This window comes from Microcystis wesenbergii NRERC-220, from assembly GCF_032027425.1.
GTDB classification, from domain to species: Bacteria; Cyanobacteriota; Cyanobacteriia; order Cyanobacteriales; family Microcystaceae; genus Microcystis; species Microcystis wesenbergii_A.
The window spans coordinates 615,163-631,323 of the sequence record NZ_JAVSJA010000001.1 but is presented as its reverse complement, the minus strand read 5'-3'; the positions used below and the strand labels follow the sequence as shown (position 1 = coordinate 631,323).

Genomic DNA, 16,161 nt, shown 5'->3' with positions numbered 1-16,161 from the left:
TGATTAAATAGTCTTGATTCCATTGTCAGTATTGCGTTTTTTATCCGTTGAATCCCCTAATTGTGAGGAGTGAAATTAAAGTGAATCAGTCTCGCTATGCCCTGTTTATCCCGCAAATTGCCTCGTTTTTATTGATGGCTCCCCTGAGCGCCTTGGCCGAAACCCCCGAATCCTTCGATGGTTCAGAGTTAAAATCGAGTACATCAAAAATTGAATTTTCGCAAGAGTTTAGTCAAGAAAATTTACAAAAAAGACCTAAGAATTTCGTTCCCACCCCCGATGCCGTACAAAAGGAAATCAGCGATCGCATTTTAGCCAGTGAAAAACTGCTCGCCCAAAGTGCGCCCCTTGTTCCCAACCCGGAAATTATCATTCAAGGCGCCCCCCAAGCTCCCGGCGCTCCCACCCTACCGCGAGCCGTCGCCCCACCGGTGGGAGACATTGCCATCTCTAACATCGATGCTAGTGCCGAAAAGGTCAAATTTGATCGCAATGTCACCGTACCTCGTGTTTTACTCCGGGAAGCTTCCGCTAGAGAAGTGTTAATGACCCTTGCTAACATTGCTGGTTATAACGTCGTTTTCACCAGCGCCCAGGGGGAAGCTAACGCCACTTCTCAGACAGTTTCCTTGGAATTTACTAACGAATCGGTGGAAAGCATTTTTAACGCCGTGTTGTTAGTTTCCGGATTACAGGCCAACCGTCAGGGTACAACTATCTTTGTTGGGGCGCAATTACCCCAAGGCGCTCGCAATCTGATTAGCCGCACCCTGCGTCTCAACCAAGTTAAAGCTGTCGCCGCCGCCATTTTCCTCGCCACCCAAGGGGCAGAATACCAGCGTTTAGTTACCCAAACCGAGGATATCGTCGATCCCCTCACCGGACGGGTGACTGGTCGCCGGGATACTCCTCCCACCCTAGAGCCACTGGCCCCTCAAAACACAGAAGGCTCAAAAGCGGCCTTACTTTTAACTGGTTTAAGAATCGCCGCCGATGATCGCCTTAATTCTATCAATTTAATCGGCGAACCCCGCCAAGTCCAGATCGCCACATCTTTATTAACCCAACTGGATGCCCGTCGCCGTCAGGTAGTGGTCAATGTGAAAGTTATTGATGTCAACCTGCTCAATACCGACAGTTTTAGCAGTAGTTTTTCCTTCGGTTTTAACGATGGTTTCTTCGTTCAAGATAACGGGGCAGCAGTGCTGAACTTTGGTAATATGAACCCACCCACTAGCTCAACTGTAGGCAGACCGGGGGCTTTTGCACAGCCTGTTGTGCCGATTTTCGATATCATATCGGGTACGGGAACAGCAGAAATTCAACCTTTTTTTGACATTCAGAATGGCGCTCCCTTTGGGCGTGTTAACCGGGGACCGAATGACTTTTCAGGGGGTCTGACACCCTACTCGCGCCCTAGTTTTGGTCGCACTGTTAACCCCTTCCAACCCGGATTGAGTGATATTACTATTGACCCAGAGACGGGAATAATAGAGTATGAATACGAACCCCCGACCCTCTTCCAGTATCCCCAAAAATTCCTGATGACCCTGCAAGCGTCAATTCAGACAGGAAATGCCAAGATTCTCACCGATCCCTCGCTGGTGGTGCAGGAAGGTCAACAGGCCACCGTTAAGCTGACCGAGAAAGTGCTAGAAAGTGTTAACACACAGGTGGATCCTCTCAGTGGCGTACGCACCACTACCCCTGTACTGGCCGATGCTGGATTAACTTTAGCGGTAAACATCGATCAGGTGGATGATAACGGCTTTATTTCCCTGTCCGTTAGTCCCACTGTTGCCACTCCGGGGTCTCCAATTGAATTTGATAGCGGTGGTCTCACAGTCAACACCCTTACCCCCCTGATTCGTCGGGAATTAACTTCTGGGGTGATTCGTCTCCGGGATGGACAGAGTTTAATTCTTTCCGGCATTATCCAAGAGCGCCAACAGACTAACGAGACAAAAGTGCCGATTTTAGGCGATATTCCCATTTTAGGGGCTTTATTCCGCAGTCGTAGCAATAGCAATACTCGCAGCGAGGTGATCATTCTCCTCACTCCCAAAATCATCGAAGATACGGCCACCTCTACCCTCGGCATCAACTATCAACCTGGCCAAGACGCGGCGGAAATGCTTCAGCGTCAAGGTTTCCCCGTACAACCGCGACAGTAATCAGTAATTAGTTATCAGTAATCAGTAATCAGTAATCAGCTATATATTTTTAGGGATTGCCAATGATAGTGACCAACAGTGCGAGTGACTATTTTAATTATGAAAGTTTGACTGGAATCCAGATCAAGCAGCCTTAAACTTGAAAAAATACGGTGTGTCATTCAGGGTTATGGTGATGAGCAAATATTATCGAGGAAAGGGCGAATGCAATTCGCCCCGACAATAATATTATTGCGCCAATGGTAGGGGCGCACCGTGGTCAGTGAGTTGATCGAACTGCGTGCGCCCATAATGTAACTTCGCCAGTCTAAATATTCCGTTATCAGTTAAAAAAGGGAATAGCAACAGTCACCTATTTTACGGTTTACTAACCGCCGATTCTAACATAGTAATTGTTCCCTGATTCGCATCAAATTCTACTGCAATACCGATGGGAATAGTTTCAATAATTTCTAAATGTCCGATAGTTAATCCTAGACAAGCGGGAATTTTTAAGGGTTGAATATATTCTCGGATCACTTCTTCTAAAGTCAAGGAACCATAGTCACTATTGGCGCTACAATTGCTGCATTGACCGAAGATAAAACCAGCTAAATTATCGAGAATTCCCGCTAATTTTAATTGATTTAACAGGCGATCTATTTCATAAATATCTTCACCAATATCTTCTAAAAATAGGATAGCACTGGTAAAATCTGGTAGATAGGGAGAACCTGCGATCGAGGCTAAAGTGGTTAAATTACCACCGATTAATTTACCTTTTGCTTGACCTTTAGTAATAGTTTGAATCCGATTTTTTACCCGCATTAAACGATTGGCATCATCGGGATCGGGAATATTTCTAAAAGTCAACTTTTCCCCGGAAAATAAAACCTGTCGAAAGCTTTCAGTTTGAGCGGTGCGCCAACTAGAAAAGCCATTGGGAGCATGGAAAGTAACTAAACCAGTTTTGGCATAAATAGCTAATAATAAAGAAGTTATATCACTAAAACCACAGATAATTTTCGGATGACGGCCAATTAAATCGTAGTCGAGATAAGGTAATAAACGAGCGCTTCCCCAACCGCCGCGAATTGGTAAAATTAGGGCAATATTATCATCGGCAAAAAATTGATTTATATCCGACGCTCGCTCCCTATCTTTACCTGCTAAATAACCATAACGATCTAAAGCGTGTTGACCAACTTTTGGGACTAATTTTAAAGCTTTAACTGCTTCGATAACTATATTCAAATCATCTTCTTTAAAAGTTGCCCCCGCCGGACTAATAATACCCACTCCGTCCCCCGGTTGTAGATGTGGCGGTTTAATCAGAGGAAAATTAGTGCTAACGACTTTTCTAGGAACTAGGGAAAAACTAACAGCAGTTAGGGCGGAATTAGTGAGAAATTGACGGCGCTTCATCCTGATAGTTTTTAGAAAAATTGCAAGGGAAACAAGAATTTAGGGATTACTGCTCAGAAAAAAAGTTTTCACATATTTCTGGTTTTCCTCCCATGAGTTTAGTCGATTTTCTATTCCCTCAACTTTTCCCGTTAACACCGCTTGCCCTATCTTTAAATCCGTCACATCGTAACCGTTCAGGGGGGGGGATGTCAAGCCGCCAGTGGCATTGACTCTGTGGAAGGACTCTCCTGGGGCAGCAGAGAAGGAGAAGAACTGCCTTTCCTAGAGGCATGGATACTACTCTCCCACAGTAGCCGCTCTTTTCTACGCCTTTTTAGATTATCAGATTTTGTCCCCCCCTGAACTAGGGTTGATTCATTGTAGGGTTGATTCATGAATCAACCCTACCCCCTGAACAGTTACGTCACATCTTTTTGTAAAGAATCGATTTTTCCCTCAATCCGCATCAAGATAGTTTCTAGGGAATAAGTAACCGTTTCCTGAGATTGATTCATTTGTTCAAGACCTTTTAGTTAATTGTTGCCCTAGAAAAGCAATTATGCTTCGGATTTTGCCATATCGCGAATGATATCACCGCGAGTGATAATACCAATTACTTTGTGGGTTTCTTCCTCAATCACCGGTAAACGACGCACATGACGATCGTACATTAACGAGGCCGCTTCTTTCAAAGGGCGGTCAGCCGTGATACTAATAGGTTTATCGGTCATTACTTCCCCCACGGTTTGACCGAGAGCTTTATGGAGTAATTTCTCGTGACGGCTAGGATTTTGTAGATAGATGACGCTATCGAGGAGCATAATGTAAGGAGGAGCTTCTACTCCCGTTTCCTGCCACATGAGGTCAGTTTCGGAGATAACCCCAATCAGTCGCATATTGTCATCCACCACGGGTAAACCACTAAACCGCTTTTCGGCCAAAATTTTCACTGCTTCGGATAGAGAAGTGTTAGCGGTGACGGTGATGGGATTGGGAGTCATGATATCGGCAACTGTTTTCGTCATCTTAGCGACCTGCGACAATAATGCTTTCTCTCTCCATCTTATCATTAGGGTAATCAGTCACCGCTTAATTATGACTATTCTTCAATCTTCGGGCGAGAAAATGGTATAACATAAAAAGGAAATGGGATATTAATTTAGTTAGTTGACAAGGAAAAAGAAAAATGATCGCTCAACCTCAATACCCAGAAAGAATGACCCCGGAAGAGTATCTAGAATGGGACGCTACCCAGGAATGTCGCCATGAATATATTGATGGGGAAATTATCGCCATGACCGGGGGTAGTCTGCCCCATAATGATATTACCTTGAATTTTTATACGGCTTTAAGACTTCATCTCCGTCCGCGAGGCTGTCGAGTCAATGTATCTGATGTGAAAGTCCAAGCTAATAATAGTCGTTATTTTTATCCCGATTTGGTGATTAGTTGCGATTCTAGGGATAGAGAATCTCGTAATTTTATTCAACATCCACAAGTGATTATTGAAGTGCTTTCCCCCAGCACAGGAAACTATGATCGCACTAAAAAGTTACAATATTATCGTCAGATTGCCAGTTTACAAGAATACGTTTTAGTCGATCCCGAATCGATCAGTGTTGAGGTTTATCGTCGCGGTGAAGATAAAATTTGGTTTTACTGCGCTTATAGTCAAGGGGAAGAAATTATTCTATCTAGTCTCGATTTTCACTGTGCGATCGAGTTAATCTATGAAGGGATAAGTTTCGATTAAAGAAAGTTTACAAAAAGGTCAAACATTCCTAAACTTAAAATAAATACGTCCCGATTGTTTCGATAAATTCTATGTTACCGCCCCTATTAGTCCTTGATCCCTTGTTAGAAAACTGGTTACGAGAAGATCTCGGTAGAGGCGATCGCACCACCCAAGCAATTTTCTTCGGTCATGCTAAAATCGGTCAAGCTACTTGGATTGCCAAAGAAGCGGGAGTTATTGCCGGTTTACCCGTAGCTGAACGAGTTTTTCAACTGCTTAACCCCACTATTCACTTTACCCCCACCGTTGCCGAAGGGGAATTCTGCCCCAAGTCTAAAGTTATTGCCGAGATAGAAGGTTCCCTCGATGCGCTGTTAATTGGGGAAAGAGTCGCTTTAAATCTTGCTATGCGCTTGAGTGGGATTGCTAGTGCCACTCGCAAATATGTGGAGAAAATTGCCGATTTATCGACAAGATTGGTGGATACTCGCAAAACTACCCCCGGATTGCGAATTTTAGAAAAATATGCCTCCGGTATCGGTGGCGCTATTAACCATCGTTTGGGGTTAGATGATGCAATTATGATTAAAGATAATCATATTCAAGCAGCCGGCAGCATCGAGGAAGCAGTGCGTCGTGTACGGCAAAATATGCCCTATCCTCTCACAATTGAGGTAGAAACCAGCCAATTAGAAGAAGTGAATCAGGCCCTACAGCAGCAGGTAGAGATCATTATGTTAGATAATATGGATTTAGAGATGATGCAAACTGCTGTGGAGATGATCCGCAATTTTAATAGTAAAACCAAAATAGAAGCATCGGGAAATATTACCCTCGATCGCATTCGCAACGTTGCCGAAACAGGAGTAGATTATATTTCCACTAGCGCCCCGATTACCCGTTCTACTTGGTTAGATATTAGTATGAGAATTGATTAAAAGGCTATATCAGTTATCAGTTATCAGTTATCAGTTATCAGTTATCAGTTATCAGTTATCAGTTATCAGTTATCAGTTATCAGTTATCAGTTATCAGTTTTGATCACTGACTCCTATCTATTCTAACCTCGATCGCATCGCCAATATTTAGGTGTAATTGCTTTTGGGCGCTACCACTATTGACGGCAATTTCTAACCCCCCGTGACTACCGATAAAAGCGACTATTTCTCCGGAAGGAACATCACTGTAGGTGTTTTTTGCGGGGATAATTTTTGGCCCCAACTGCACTGACCAATTTTTTCCCTCTAGGAGATAATCGGGAATATTGCTGATTAAATTGCCGAAAATGTCAATATATTGAATTTGACCCCTGATTTTATCTTCCTCGATTTGCGGAACAGCGATCGCTAATTGTTGCAAGCTATCGGGATCAATAATCTCACCTAACATTTCTAGGGGTACTCCCCGGGACAAATAAGCGGCCACAGGAGCAAAAACATCACGACCGTGAAAAGTAGTGCTAGGGTTAGGGGTGCGCCAATAGGAAGAATTATTGAGATTAACGGCGGATATAGCGGTAGATTGGCTTAAAATGCCACTAAATAAACCATTATCTGGACCAACTAAATAACCACCGGCAAAACGAATCCCTACCCCGCGTCTTTTGCTTCCTACCCCCGGATCTATAACTGCCAGATGAATAGTGCCTTGGGGAAAATATTGATAGGCATTCAGGAGGATAAAACGACCAGCGTAAAGGTCTTGGGGCGAAATTTGATGATTCAGGTCGATAGTGCGAGCATGGGGGGCAATTCCCGCTATTACTCCCTTGATAATGCCCACATAACCGTCCCGTAGTCCAAAATCGCTAGTAAGGGTTATCAGTGCCTGTTCCGTCATTGACTTGTCACTAAGGTGGCCAACAGCTTTAATAAATCTTAACGCTAAATTCAGTAGCTAAAGATACAGTTTACCAAGGAGAATGTTATGATTTAGATATAAGGTAAGTTAAGTCGCTCAAAAGTCTGTCCATCATGAACAAAAATCGTCAGCAAGTCCTAACACAGGCCACCGTCGCTCATAGAGAAACACTCCGCAGAAATTTACAACACCGACTGGAAGTAGCTAGAGCGCAGGGAAATGAAGCTTTAGTACGTCAATTGGAAGCAGAGGCGGCCTATTTACACCTTCGTTAGATTTAATCGGTGTTTAGTCATAGTCTAGTTGTCGGTTTCTAGTGATCGGTATGCCGATCACTTTTTTTGGGCGAATTTTTTTTAATTGCTGATATCTTAACTGGCAATCCCTAAAATAGAAAGAATAGTAGTTTACAGATCAAATAATTATGGCTTTTTTCCGGCAATATATCGCCCCGCTCCTGACTATCTTCGTGTTTTTAGTTGCTCTGGTTGCCACTGGCATCCGGATTTTTTTACCGGCAGATTTAGCCGCACCCGCTCCGATCGAGCCATCCCTGGGCATAATTTTCTCTTATCCTTGGCATGGCTAACCTTCCCGAAGATTATCGGCTGCGACTGGGAAAACCGAGCGATCGCTATCTACTAATTAATTTTCTCACCCGCACCTATGAAGAATTTTTTCCCGAACAAAAAAACCTCTCCCATCTAGCTGATACAGTCAGACAGTTTTTTTGCCTCGATACTCCCCTGTGGATCGTCGAAGCACAACAAACGGCGATCGCTTGTCTCTGGATGGGGAGCGCCGTCGATCAGGTGACAGGCGATCGCTATGGTCATATTTTCCTAATTTACGTCGATCCCCAGCATCGTCGCCAAGGTATCGCCAGCGCACTAATCGATCGAGCTAAGGATTGGGCAAAAAGTCGCGGACAAACCCGCATCGGTTTACAAGTCTTCATCAATAACGACAATGCTCTCAATCTCTACCAAAATCTCGGCTTTCAAACTCGCTCTTTGCTGATGTTGAAAAATATTTAAAAACTTTCAGGAGACAGGAGACAGGAGTTAGGAGACAGGAGACAGGAGTTAGGAGTCAGTCCCGATGAAAAAATTTTCACCCCCACAGATGAAAGAGGTTTCCTTCCCCACACCCGTTCGGACCTCGGCGTGAGCTCGGTCGAACGCTGAGCTCACGGCCGAAGCCCACACCCCACACCCCACACCCTACTGATTACTGTTCACTGATCACTGAAAAGCCGCCAACCCCTGACTCATCAAGGATTACTCAGGATACTGATGCGGACTTTTTCACCATTTTGCAAAGGTTTACTACTATTGACGACGAAACGCTCCCCCGGTTCAAGTCCAGTGAGAATTTCTACTTGACCGTCGAGCGCTTGACCGAGACGAACGGGACGTTTTTGCACTTGCGAGTTAGACTCGGAAAGGACGAAAATGGCCGAGGATTCCCCCTGACCGACAATTGCTGTTTCGGGAACAATCACCTGAGGGGCAGAATTATTATTAAACCGCACCCGGGCCAATAATCCCCCTTTGATTAAACCATCCCCATTGGGTAGAGCAATCTCCACGGGAATCCGCCGGGCCGTGCCTTGGCTGAGGGGAAAAATCCTGGTGATGCGACCGGAAAAATTTCTCTCACCGAAAGCATCAAGACTGACATTAACCGTTTGTCCTAAATTAATCGTTTTTAAATCCAATTCCGATAATAATACTACCACCTTGACCTGTTTAAAATCACCAATTTTGAGGACTTCATCGCCGATACTGACTAAATCCCCCGGCTCTTTCAGTTTTTCGATCACTATCCCCGTCGCTGGTGATTTAAGAATAGCGTAGGCCTGACGTTGTTGTTCCTGAGCGATGACCGATTTTTGGGCGGCAATTCTGCCGATAATTGCCGCCACTACCTGCTCCTCGACTTTAATTCTTGATCGCCCGCTATTAACGGCTTTTAAAGCCACTGCCGCCGTAGTTTGGGCTGTTTCGCCCTGTTGCAGGGGAATCGCCCCTTCTAGGGCTAATTTTTGCAGGCGCTCGGCATCATTTTTGGCCTGTTGGTATTGTAGTTGTAGGCGCTCCACTTCAATTTCAGCGTTACTGACTTCAATTCTCGCCCGGGCTAATTCTGCTTCTAGAGACGATAGGGCAGCCTTTTCTTGTCGGACAACGGTGGCAAGGAGACGATCATCAACACGAGCGAGGATTTGCCCTAATTGCACCTCATCTCCCACATCGACGAGGAGATTGAGTAACTGACCCGTGGCTTGCGATCGCAGAGAAACGACTTTTAAAGGTCGGGTAGTTCCCGTGTAATCGAGATTGCGTCCGCTGGTTGCCGGTTTAGCCGTGGTGACGTTGACGGTAGTAGTACGGGCTGCTGGTGGCGGTGGTTGGGTTTCTGTCTGGGGAGAACAACTCGCACTTAAGGATAAGATAACCAGAGCGGAAAGGATAATCGGAGTCGATCCCATGGGGATAGTCCTAGTAGAAAGCCGCTTTTGAGTCGATGGTCGCTTATTCTTCGTCCCAAGCTTCTACCGCTACCACTTCGCTGAGAGGGTCTTGCATGGAGAAACCGAAATCGAGCAACTCTTGCTTCCAGTATACCCACTCATCTCCGTATAAAAGAGCCAGTTTCCAGATACTATCGCTAGGTTTGACTACTTTTGCATCTATCCACTTGCTAACCTTGCGTTGAAACTTCACCATCGGGTGAGCTACAGCTTGTTTGGTCATAAATTCAATTGCTATGAAAACTTCGGATTCTGCGCTTCCCGACTAAACTAACTCAAGACTAAAACTTTTGCCATTACAAAGGAGCGAGAAGCGCGTTTATTAACTTACTTGTACACCGGCTCTCTGGTTTTAGGCAAGTCTTTTTAACCAAAAGTACGGTAATTACTACTATAGATTACTATAACTGGAGGCCACAATCATGGAACCGATGCCTAGATCGGTGAAAATTTCCAGTAAAAGGGCGTGGGGAAGACGACCATCGATAATATGAGCGGCCTGAACTCCCTGGGCCAGCGATCGCACACAGCAGCCAACTTTGGGAATCATCCCGCCGGCAACGATGCCTTTTTCAATCAACTGCCGGGCCTGTTGGATATCCAATTTAGCCAATAAAGTGGAAGGATCCTTATAATTCTCCAAAATTCCGGCTGTATCGGTCATCAAAATCAGTTTAGCTGCCCCTAAAGCCGCCGCTATTTCTCCAGCTACCGTATCGGCATTGATATTATGAGCTTGGCCGGTTTCATCGGCGGCCACACTGGAAATCACGGGAATATAACCACTATTGACCAAGGATTCGACGACGCTAGTATCGACACTGCTGACTTCTCCCACAAAACCAATGCCCTCTTTACCCACGGGACGGGCAGTGATCAGATTACCATCCTTACCGCATAATCCTACTGCTTTACCGCCGGCTTGATTGATCAGGGCAACAATTTCTTTATTGACGCGCCCCACTAGCACCATTTCTACCACATCCATGGTGTCGGCATCGGTGACGCGTAAACCGTCTTTAAATTGGGGTTCAATGCCTAATTTATCCAGCCAACTATTGATTTCAGGACCGCCGCCGTGGACAATAACGGGACGAACCCCTACACAGGAGAGAAAAACGATATCTCGCATGACCGTGTCTTTGATATCGCTGTTATTCATGGCCGCGCCACCGTATTTAACCACTACGGTACGACCGCGAAATTCTTGAATATAGGGTAGGGCCTCGCTGAGGATTTTCACCCGTTGGGCATCGTTTTCGTGGGTATTATTGTTCATGGGTTTTTTTACCTGTCTGATTCAGTGACCAGTTTAGCGGTTTCGGGTTTGACAAAAACTGTTCACCTTGAACGGATTTCTAGAAAGTCTTAGAGTTACAGAATTTTTCCACGCAACGGACAAAAATCTCCACTCCCATGGCTAACACCGATTCATCAAAATCAAAGCGGGGATGATGGTGGGGATAGGTTAATCCTAATTCGGGATTGGCGGACCCCAAGAAGAAATAACAGCCCGGTACTTCCTGTAAAAAGAAGGACATATCTTCCCCTCCCATGGTTTGACATTCGGGAACGATTCCGGCTGGGGTTTCCACCACTTGTGCGGCGATTGAGCGCACTAATTCCGCCATCTGATCATGATTGATTACCGGGGGATACAATTGCCAGTAATCGAATTGATAACTAGCCCCCTGACTTTGACAGATGCCCGCGATAATTTCTTCCATCCGTTGTCGGAAATAGCCCCCTAACTGGGGATTGAAATAGCGCACTGTCCCACTGAGATTAGCACTATCGGCGATCACGTTTCTAGCGGTTCCCGCCGCTAATTTACCCACAGTCACTACGGCGGCATCGAGGGGGTTGAGGTTGCGGGCGACGATAGTTTGCAAGGCGTTGACGATTTGGGCCGCCACCAGTAGTGAATCGACGGTTTGATGGGGAATTGCCCCGTGGCCGCCCCGGCCTTGAATCTGGAGATCGAAACATTCCACCGCCGCCATTAAGGGACCATTTTTCACGCCCACTGTCCCTAAAGGCATATTATTCCAGAGATGCAGCCCGATAATTCCGTCCACGTCGGGATTTTTCAGCACTCCCCCTTCGATCATCGGTTTCGCCCCCCCCGGCCCCTCTTCGGCGGGTTGGAAAATAATTTTTACTGTCCCCTTGACATCGTGACGGTTTTGTGCTATATAAACTGCCGTGCCGAGGGCGATGGCTGTGTGACCATCGTGACCACAGGCGTGCATTTGGCCCGGATGTTGGGAACGATAGGGGACTTGGTTTTCTTCGGCGATCGGTAGTGCATCCATATCAGCCCGCAGGGCTAAAACTGGCCCCGGTTGACTGCCTGCGATGGTGGCGACAATTCCAGTGCCGGCGATGCCGGTTTGATGGTCAATTCCGTATTTAGTCAGGGTTTGACTGATTAAGGAGGCGGTGAGATGTTCTTGAAAGCCTAGTTCTGGTTTTTGGTGTATTTGTCGGCGCCAGTGGACTAATTGCGGCTGCAGGCAACGAATGGCAAGGCGAATTTGAGCGCAATTTAAGCTATTAGGAACGGGAAAGGAGGAAATCATCAGGTTCGGACGGCTAGATTTTTTGAGCACCGATTTCTAGTTTAACGTCGGTCGTCGGTCGTCGGTCGTCGGTCGTCAGGATTCAGGAGATTGCCTTTATTTATTCTCCCTTCTCCCCACACCCCACACCCCACACCCCACACCCCACACCCCACACCCCACACCCCACACCCTTCTCCCCACACCCCACACCCCACACCCCACACCCTTCTCCCCACACCCCACACCCCACACCCCACACCCCACACCCTTCTCCCCACACCCCACACCCCACACCCTTCTCCCCACACCCCACACCCCACACCCCACACCCTTCTCCCCACTCCCCACTCCCCACACCCCACTCCCCACACCCCACACCCCACTCCCCACTCCCCACTCCCCACTCCCCACTCCCCACTCCCCACTCCCCACTCCCTTCTTTACAAAACTTCATCGTATTTGAGGGCTGGAAAGGGCAATCCTTGGCTAATAGGGGAAGGGAAAGCGGGGAAATATTAAAAAAAACTTAAAAATTTTATCTTGCTGCCCTTTATACCCTTAAAGCCTTGCTGTCTCTGATTTCCCGACGGTGAGAGGCTTTGAGCCATGTCAGGAATTGATGACCAACTCGATCGAGTCATTGTTAAGTGACTGTTACAAAAAGACAGCAAAAAACTTAATAAGATGTAACAAACAAAGTTTCGACAGCAGTGTATAAATTTAATTTGAGGGGCCAAGATAACAGACAAAAGTTAAGCTGGATACTTGTTTAACCTCCTTAAGTGGTTTATGAGAGAGCCATGAAGTTTTTTCAGGTTTCTTAAAGTAAATCGCAACAATCGCGGTCAAGGCTCGTCCAGACTCACCGTGAAATCCCTTAAGAGGGAAAATTTTGATTGCAAGCAAAGCCCATTTAAATTTAGGAGATTGTCACAATGTTTGACGCATTCACCCGGGTAGTATCCCAAGCTGATGCTCGTGGCGAATATTTAAGCCCTTCCCAACTAGACGCTCTGAGCGCCATGGTTGCCGAGAGCAACAAACGGATGGACTCTGTTAACCGGATCACCAGTAACGCTTCCACCATCGTTGCTAACGCCGCTCGTAGCCTGTTCGCTGAACAGCCCCAACTGATCAGCCCCGGTGGTAATGCCTACACCAGCCGTCGTATGGCCGCTTGCTTACGCGACATGGAAATCATCTTGCGCTATGTTACCTACGCTACCTTCTCTGGCGACGGCAGTGTTCTCGATGATCGTTGCTTAAATGGTCTGCGCGAAACCTATGTAGCTTTAGGAGTACCTGGAGCTTCCGTAGCTGCTGGCGTAAGCAAAATGAAAGAAGCTGCTTTGTCCATCGCTAACGATCGCAACGGTGTCACCCCCGGCGATTGCAGTGCTTTAATGTCTGAAATTGCCAGCTACTTCGACCGCGCCGCCGCTGCTGTCGCCTAGTCCCTGGGGCTAGTCTCAATTAAACCGTAGGAAACTTATTGCAAGATTATTGGGAGATACCAAACAATGAAAACCCCCCTTACCGAAGCCGTAGCAGCCGCTGATTCTCAAGGCCGTTTCTTAAGCAGCACCGAAATCCAAGTTGCTTTCGGTCGTTTTCGTCAAGCTGCTGCCAGCCTCAGCGCCGCTAAAGCGTTAACCGAAAAGGCTTCCCAATTAACCCAGGGCGCAGCTCAAGCGGTGTACAACAAATACCCCTACACCACCCAAATGCAAGGGGCTAACTTTGCGGCGGACCAACGCGGTAAAGACAAATGCGCTCGTGACATCGGTTACTACCTCCGCATGGTGACCTACTGCTTAGTTGCTGGTGGAACCGGTCCGATGGACGAGTACCTCATCGCTGGTATCGACGAAATCAACCGCACCTTCGACCTGTCTCCTAGCTGGTACATCGAAGCTCTCAAATATATCAAAGCCAACCATGGTTTAAGTGGCGACCCTGCGGTAGAAGCCAACTCCTATATCGACTACGCTATCAACGCTCTCAGCTAGTCCGATCAAAAAAACTGCTGGTCTGGAAAGACAGGAGGTTGTTAGCAAAAGGGTTAGCAATCACCTGTTCTTCCAGACCTTGTTATATCCATTAAAGGTTAGTTTCAGGAGGATCGACGATGACTAGCTTGATAGCGGCCCAAAGACTGGGATTTGAACCCTACAACGGTTCCCCCCGCTTGGAATTACGCTCCACCGACAGTGATGAACAGGTAGAAGTGGTGATCCGCGGGGCCTATCGACAGATCTTGGGCAACGAGCATCTGATGTCCAGCGAGCGCCTAATCAGCCTAGAATCCCTCTTACGCAATCGTTCGATTAGCGTCAAGGATTTTGTTCGGGCGATCGCTCAATCAGAACTATATCGGCAGAAATTTTTCCACAGCAATCCCCAAAATCGCTTTATCGAGTTGAATTATAAACACCTGCTCGGTCGCGCTCCCTACGATCAAGCTGAGATCGCTTTCCACACCGATCTCTACAATCAACAGGGTTACGAAGCAGAAATTAATTCCTATTTCGATTCCCCCGAATACAACCAACATTTCGGTGAGAACATTGTCCCCTACTATCGCGGTTTCGCTACCCAAACCGGTCAGAAAACCGTCGGTTTTAGTCGGCTGTTCCAAGTCTATCGCGGTTATGCGACCAGCGATCGCGCGCCGTTAAAAGAGGGAAAACTGACCAGGGAACTAGCCTATAACAGTGCTTCCCCCGTTTATATTAACGGAACCGGTCAATCCTTAACCGGATTAGCTGGGGGCGATCGGGGCAAATTCTATCGCTTGCGCGTGGTTAGTGGCGCAAAAGCGGGACGACAAACCCGTGTGCGTCGCAGTGTGAGCGAGTATCTCGTTGCCTACGAGCAACTATCGAACAAATTGCAAGAAATAAACCGTCAAGGCGGCCAGGTAATCGAACTTATTCTCGCCTAGTTTTGAGCGGTCAGAAAATGATCATTTTTTTGTAGGAGAACTTTAGTGGCAATTACTACCTCAGCTTCCCGTTTAGGGACAACCGCTTTTAGCGAGGTTGCTCCCGTGGAATTACGTCCCGATTGGTCCCGTGACGACGCACAGGCGGTTATTCGCGCTGTCTATCGTCAGGTGCTAGGCAATGACTATATCATGCGTTCCGAGCGCCTTACCAGTGCCGAATCCTTACTCTGCAATGGTTCGATCACCGTGCGGGAATTCGTCCGCGCCGTGGCCAAATCGGAACTGTATAAGAACAAATTCTTCTACGGTAACTTCCAAACCCGCGTCATCGAACTTAATATCAAACATCTTTTAGGTCGCGCTCCCTACGATGAGTCGGAAGTGGTCTATCACCTCGATCTCTACGAAAACAAAGGATTCGAGGCCGATATCGACTCCTACATCGATTCCGCCGAATATACCGAAAACTTCGGCGATAGCATCGTTCCCTACTATCGTGGTTTTGCCAGCCAACCCGGTCAAAAAACCGTGGGATTTACCCGGATGTTCCAACTCTATCGCGGTTATGCCAACAGCGATCGCTCTCAGATTGCCGGCAAAACCTCCCGTTTAGCGGTGGAATTAGCCCAAAACGGCGCTTCGGCAGTAGTCGGTCCCTCCGGTGGCAGCGATGGTTGGGCCTATCGTCCCTCTGGTCAACGCAACACCCCCAGTAAAGCTCTTGGTGGTAGTGTGGCCTATGGTGATGTGGGTAAGCTCTATCGCGTGGAAATTGCCGCTATTAGCAAACCGGGTTATCCCAGTGTCCGTCGCAGTAGCAAAGCGGTTATTGTCCCCTTTGAACAGTTAAATAACACCCTGCAACAGATCAACCGTCTCGGTGGCAAAGTTGCCAGCATCACCCCCGCTAGTTTGAACTAATTTTCTAGCTTAAGATAACTAAAAGTCTCCCGGGCAGC

The 16,161-nt window shown here is 47.0% G+C and carries 19 protein-coding genes and 1 pseudogene; 10 read left to right on the top strand and 10 right to left on the bottom strand.

The annotated features are described in order from the left end of the window. Nucleotides 1–80: 80 nt before the first annotated feature. Nucleotides 81–2,174, top strand: a complete 2,094-nt coding sequence (locus tag RAM70_RS03205; protein ID WP_045361107.1) for a secretin GspD/PilQ domain-containing protein — start codon at nt 81–83, stop codon at nt 2,172–2,174. 167 nt (nt 2,175–2,341) lie between these two features. On the opposite strand, the gene RAM70_RS03200 is transcribed toward RAM70_RS03205, so the two are convergent. The 5 genes and pseudogenes from RAM70_RS03200 to RAM70_RS03180 all read right to left on the bottom strand — a co-directional run bounded on the left by RAM70_RS03200 (nt 2,342) and on the right by RAM70_RS03180 (nt 4,585). After that, complete coding sequence (locus RAM70_RS03200) at nt 2,342–2,464, bottom strand: hypothetical protein (RefSeq protein WP_274518360.1); 123 nt, start codon at nt 2,462–2,464, stop codon at nt 2,342–2,344. Nucleotides 2,465–2,531: 67 nt separating this feature from the next. Beyond that, nucleotides 2,532–3,578, bottom strand: coding sequence for a S66 peptidase family protein (locus tag RAM70_RS03195; protein ID WP_045361105.1), 1,047 nt, complete (start codon nt 3,576–3,578; stop codon nt 2,532–2,534). A 39-nt stretch (nt 3,579–3,617) separates the two neighbouring features. Then, nucleotides 3,618–3,773, bottom strand: a complete 156-nt coding sequence (locus tag RAM70_RS22855; RefSeq protein WP_288016917.1) for a hypothetical protein — start codon at nt 3,771–3,773, stop codon at nt 3,618–3,620. 209 nt (nt 3,774–3,982) lie between these two features. After that, nucleotides 3,983–4,075: pseudogene (locus tag RAM70_RS03185) on the bottom strand (polyhydroxyalkanoate biosynthesis repressor PhaR); the annotation flags it as partial. Between the two features lie 42 nt (nt 4,076–4,117). Further along, complete coding sequence (locus RAM70_RS03180) at nt 4,118–4,585, bottom strand: CBS domain-containing protein (protein WP_012265148.1); 468 nt, start codon at nt 4,583–4,585, stop codon at nt 4,118–4,120. 161 nt (nt 4,586–4,746) lie between these two features. Here RAM70_RS03180 and RAM70_RS03175 point away from each other — a divergent pair, with 161 nt between their 5' ends. Then, nucleotides 4,747–5,313 carry a Uma2 family endonuclease gene (locus tag RAM70_RS03175; protein ID WP_045361104.1) on the top strand — a complete coding sequence of 189 codons (567 nt, stop codon included), beginning with the start codon at nt 4,747–4,749 and terminating at the stop codon, nt 5,311–5,313. A 71-nt stretch (nt 5,314–5,384) separates the two neighbouring features. Further along, a complete protein-coding gene (gene nadC / locus RAM70_RS03170; RefSeq protein ID WP_045361102.1) occupies nt 5,385–6,233 on the top strand; it encodes a carboxylating nicotinate-nucleotide diphosphorylase in 849 nt (282 codons plus the stop codon). Nucleotides 6,234–6,336: 103 nt separating this feature from the next. Here the strand turns inward: nadC and RAM70_RS03165 are convergent, their stop codons facing one another. Beyond that, nucleotides 6,337–7,134: an SAM hydrolase/SAM-dependent halogenase family protein gene (locus tag RAM70_RS03165; protein ID WP_312672267.1), complete on the bottom strand. Its 798-nt coding sequence runs from the start codon at nt 7,132–7,134 to the stop codon at nt 6,337–6,339. 134 nt (nt 7,135–7,268) lie between these two features. Between RAM70_RS03165 and pirA the strand changes: the two genes are divergently transcribed. The 3 genes from pirA (at nt 7,269) to RAM70_RS03150 (ending at nt 8,192) form a co-directional block, all read left to right on the top strand. Beyond that, a complete protein-coding gene (pirA, locus tag RAM70_RS03160) occupies nt 7,269–7,430 on the top strand; it encodes an arginine synthesis PII-interacting regulator PirA (protein WP_002733724.1) in 162 nt (53 codons plus the stop codon). Between the two features lie 149 nt (nt 7,431–7,579). Next, on the top strand, nt 7,580–7,744 hold the full coding sequence (locus tag RAM70_RS03155) for a DUF8624 family small hydrophobic protein (RefSeq protein WP_002760035.1): 165 nt from the start codon (nt 7,580–7,582) through the stop codon (nt 7,742–7,744). Continuing rightward, nucleotides 7,737–8,192, top strand: coding sequence for a GNAT family N-acetyltransferase (locus RAM70_RS03150; RefSeq protein ID WP_312672265.1), 456 nt, complete (start codon nt 7,737–7,739; stop codon nt 8,190–8,192). Before RAM70_RS03155 ends, RAM70_RS03150 begins: the two co-directional genes overlap by 8 nt. Before the next feature lie 236 nt (nt 8,193–8,428). Here the strand turns inward: RAM70_RS03150 and RAM70_RS03145 are convergent, their stop codons facing one another. The 4 genes from RAM70_RS03145 to RAM70_RS03130 all read right to left on the bottom strand — a co-directional run bounded on the left by RAM70_RS03145 (nt 8,429) and on the right by RAM70_RS03130 (nt 12,273). Next, nucleotides 8,429–9,649, bottom strand: a complete 1,221-nt coding sequence (locus RAM70_RS03145) for an efflux RND transporter periplasmic adaptor subunit (protein ID WP_312672263.1) — start codon at nt 9,647–9,649, stop codon at nt 8,429–8,431. A gap of 43 nt (nt 9,650–9,692) precedes the next feature. Beyond that, the gene (locus RAM70_RS03140) at nt 9,693–9,914 is read right to left on the bottom strand and encodes a DUF4327 family protein (RefSeq protein WP_045361095.1); all 222 of its coding nucleotides are present in this window, start codon (nt 9,912–9,914) and stop codon (nt 9,693–9,695) included. 168 nt (nt 9,915–10,082) lie between these two features. Further along, on the bottom strand, nt 10,083–10,970 hold the full coding sequence (gene argB, locus RAM70_RS03135; RefSeq protein ID WP_045361093.1) for an acetylglutamate kinase: 888 nt from the start codon (nt 10,968–10,970) through the stop codon (nt 10,083–10,085). Between the two features lie 79 nt (nt 10,971–11,049). Further along, nucleotides 11,050–12,273 carry a M20 metallopeptidase family protein gene (locus RAM70_RS03130; protein WP_312675784.1) on the bottom strand — a complete coding sequence of 408 codons (1,224 nt, stop codon included), beginning with the start codon at nt 12,271–12,273 and terminating at the stop codon, nt 11,050–11,052. A gap of 917 nt (nt 12,274–13,190) precedes the next feature. Here RAM70_RS03130 and cpcB point away from each other — a divergent pair. The 4 genes from cpcB to RAM70_RS03110 all read left to right on the top strand — a co-directional run bounded on the left by cpcB (nt 13,191) and on the right by RAM70_RS03110 (nt 16,123). After that, the gene (gene cpcB / locus RAM70_RS03125; protein WP_045361084.1) at nt 13,191–13,709 is read left to right on the top strand and encodes a C-phycocyanin subunit beta; all 519 of its coding nucleotides are present in this window, start codon (nt 13,191–13,193) and stop codon (nt 13,707–13,709) included. A gap of 66 nt (nt 13,710–13,775) precedes the next feature. Beyond that, a complete protein-coding gene (gene cpcA, locus RAM70_RS03120) occupies nt 13,776–14,264 on the top strand; it encodes a C-phycocyanin subunit alpha (RefSeq protein ID WP_045361082.1) in 489 nt (162 codons plus the stop codon). 119 nt (nt 14,265–14,383) lie between these two features. After that, nucleotides 14,384–15,199: a phycobilisome linker polypeptide gene (locus RAM70_RS03115; RefSeq protein WP_045361081.1), complete on the top strand. Its 816-nt coding sequence runs from the start codon at nt 14,384–14,386 to the stop codon at nt 15,197–15,199. Nucleotides 15,200–15,244: 45 nt separating this feature from the next. Then, nucleotides 15,245–16,123, top strand: a complete 879-nt coding sequence (locus RAM70_RS03110) for a phycobilisome linker polypeptide (RefSeq protein WP_045361079.1) — start codon at nt 15,245–15,247, stop codon at nt 16,121–16,123. Nucleotides 16,124–16,161: the final 38 nt, after the last annotated feature.

Coding starts and splice junctions, on each gene's coding strand:
- cpcB (WP_045361084.1), top strand. CDS start 13,191: ATGTTTGACGCATTCACCCGGGTAGTATCCCAAGCTGATGCTCGTGGC.
- RAM70_RS03145 (WP_312672263.1), bottom strand. CDS start 9,649: ATGGGATCGACTCCGATTATCCTTTCCGCTCTGGTTATCTTATCCTTA.
- nadC (WP_045361102.1), top strand. CDS start 5,385: ATGTTACCGCCCCTATTAGTCCTTGATCCCTTGTTAGAAAACTGGTTA.
- RAM70_RS03175 (WP_045361104.1), top strand. CDS start 4,747: ATGATCGCTCAACCTCAATACCCAGAAAGAATGACCCCGGAAGAGTAT.
- RAM70_RS03165 (WP_312672267.1), bottom strand. CDS start 7,134: ATGACGGAACAGGCACTGATAACCCTTACTAGCGATTTTGGACTACGG.
- argB (WP_045361093.1), bottom strand. CDS start 10,970: ATGAACAATAATACCCACGAAAACGATGCCCAACGGGTGAAAATCCTC.
- RAM70_RS03180 (WP_012265148.1), bottom strand. CDS start 4,585: ATGACGAAAACAGTTGCCGATATCATGACTCCCAATCCCATCACCGTC.
- RAM70_RS03140 (WP_045361095.1), bottom strand. CDS start 9,914: ATGACCAAACAAGCTGTAGCTCACCCGATGGTGAAGTTTCAACGCAAG.
- pirA (WP_002733724.1), top strand. CDS start 7,269: ATGAACAAAAATCGTCAGCAAGTCCTAACACAGGCCACCGTCGCTCAT.
- cpcA (WP_045361082.1), top strand. CDS start 13,776: ATGAAAACCCCCCTTACCGAAGCCGTAGCAGCCGCTGATTCTCAAGGC.
- RAM70_RS03155 (WP_002760035.1), top strand. CDS start 7,580: ATGGCTTTTTTCCGGCAATATATCGCCCCGCTCCTGACTATCTTCGTG.
- RAM70_RS03150 (WP_312672265.1), top strand. CDS start 7,737: ATGGCTAACCTTCCCGAAGATTATCGGCTGCGACTGGGAAAACCGAGC.
- RAM70_RS03130 (WP_312675784.1), bottom strand. CDS start 12,273: ATGATTTCCTCCTTTCCCGTTCCTAATAGCTTAAATTGCGCTCAAATT.
- RAM70_RS03200 (WP_274518360.1), bottom strand. CDS start 2,464: ATGGGCGCACGCAGTTCGATCAACTCACTGACCACGGTGCGCCCCTAC.
- RAM70_RS03195 (WP_045361105.1), bottom strand. CDS start 3,578: ATGAAGCGCCGTCAATTTCTCACTAATTCCGCCCTAACTGCTGTTAGT.
- RAM70_RS03115 (WP_045361081.1), top strand. CDS start 14,384: ATGACTAGCTTGATAGCGGCCCAAAGACTGGGATTTGAACCCTACAAC.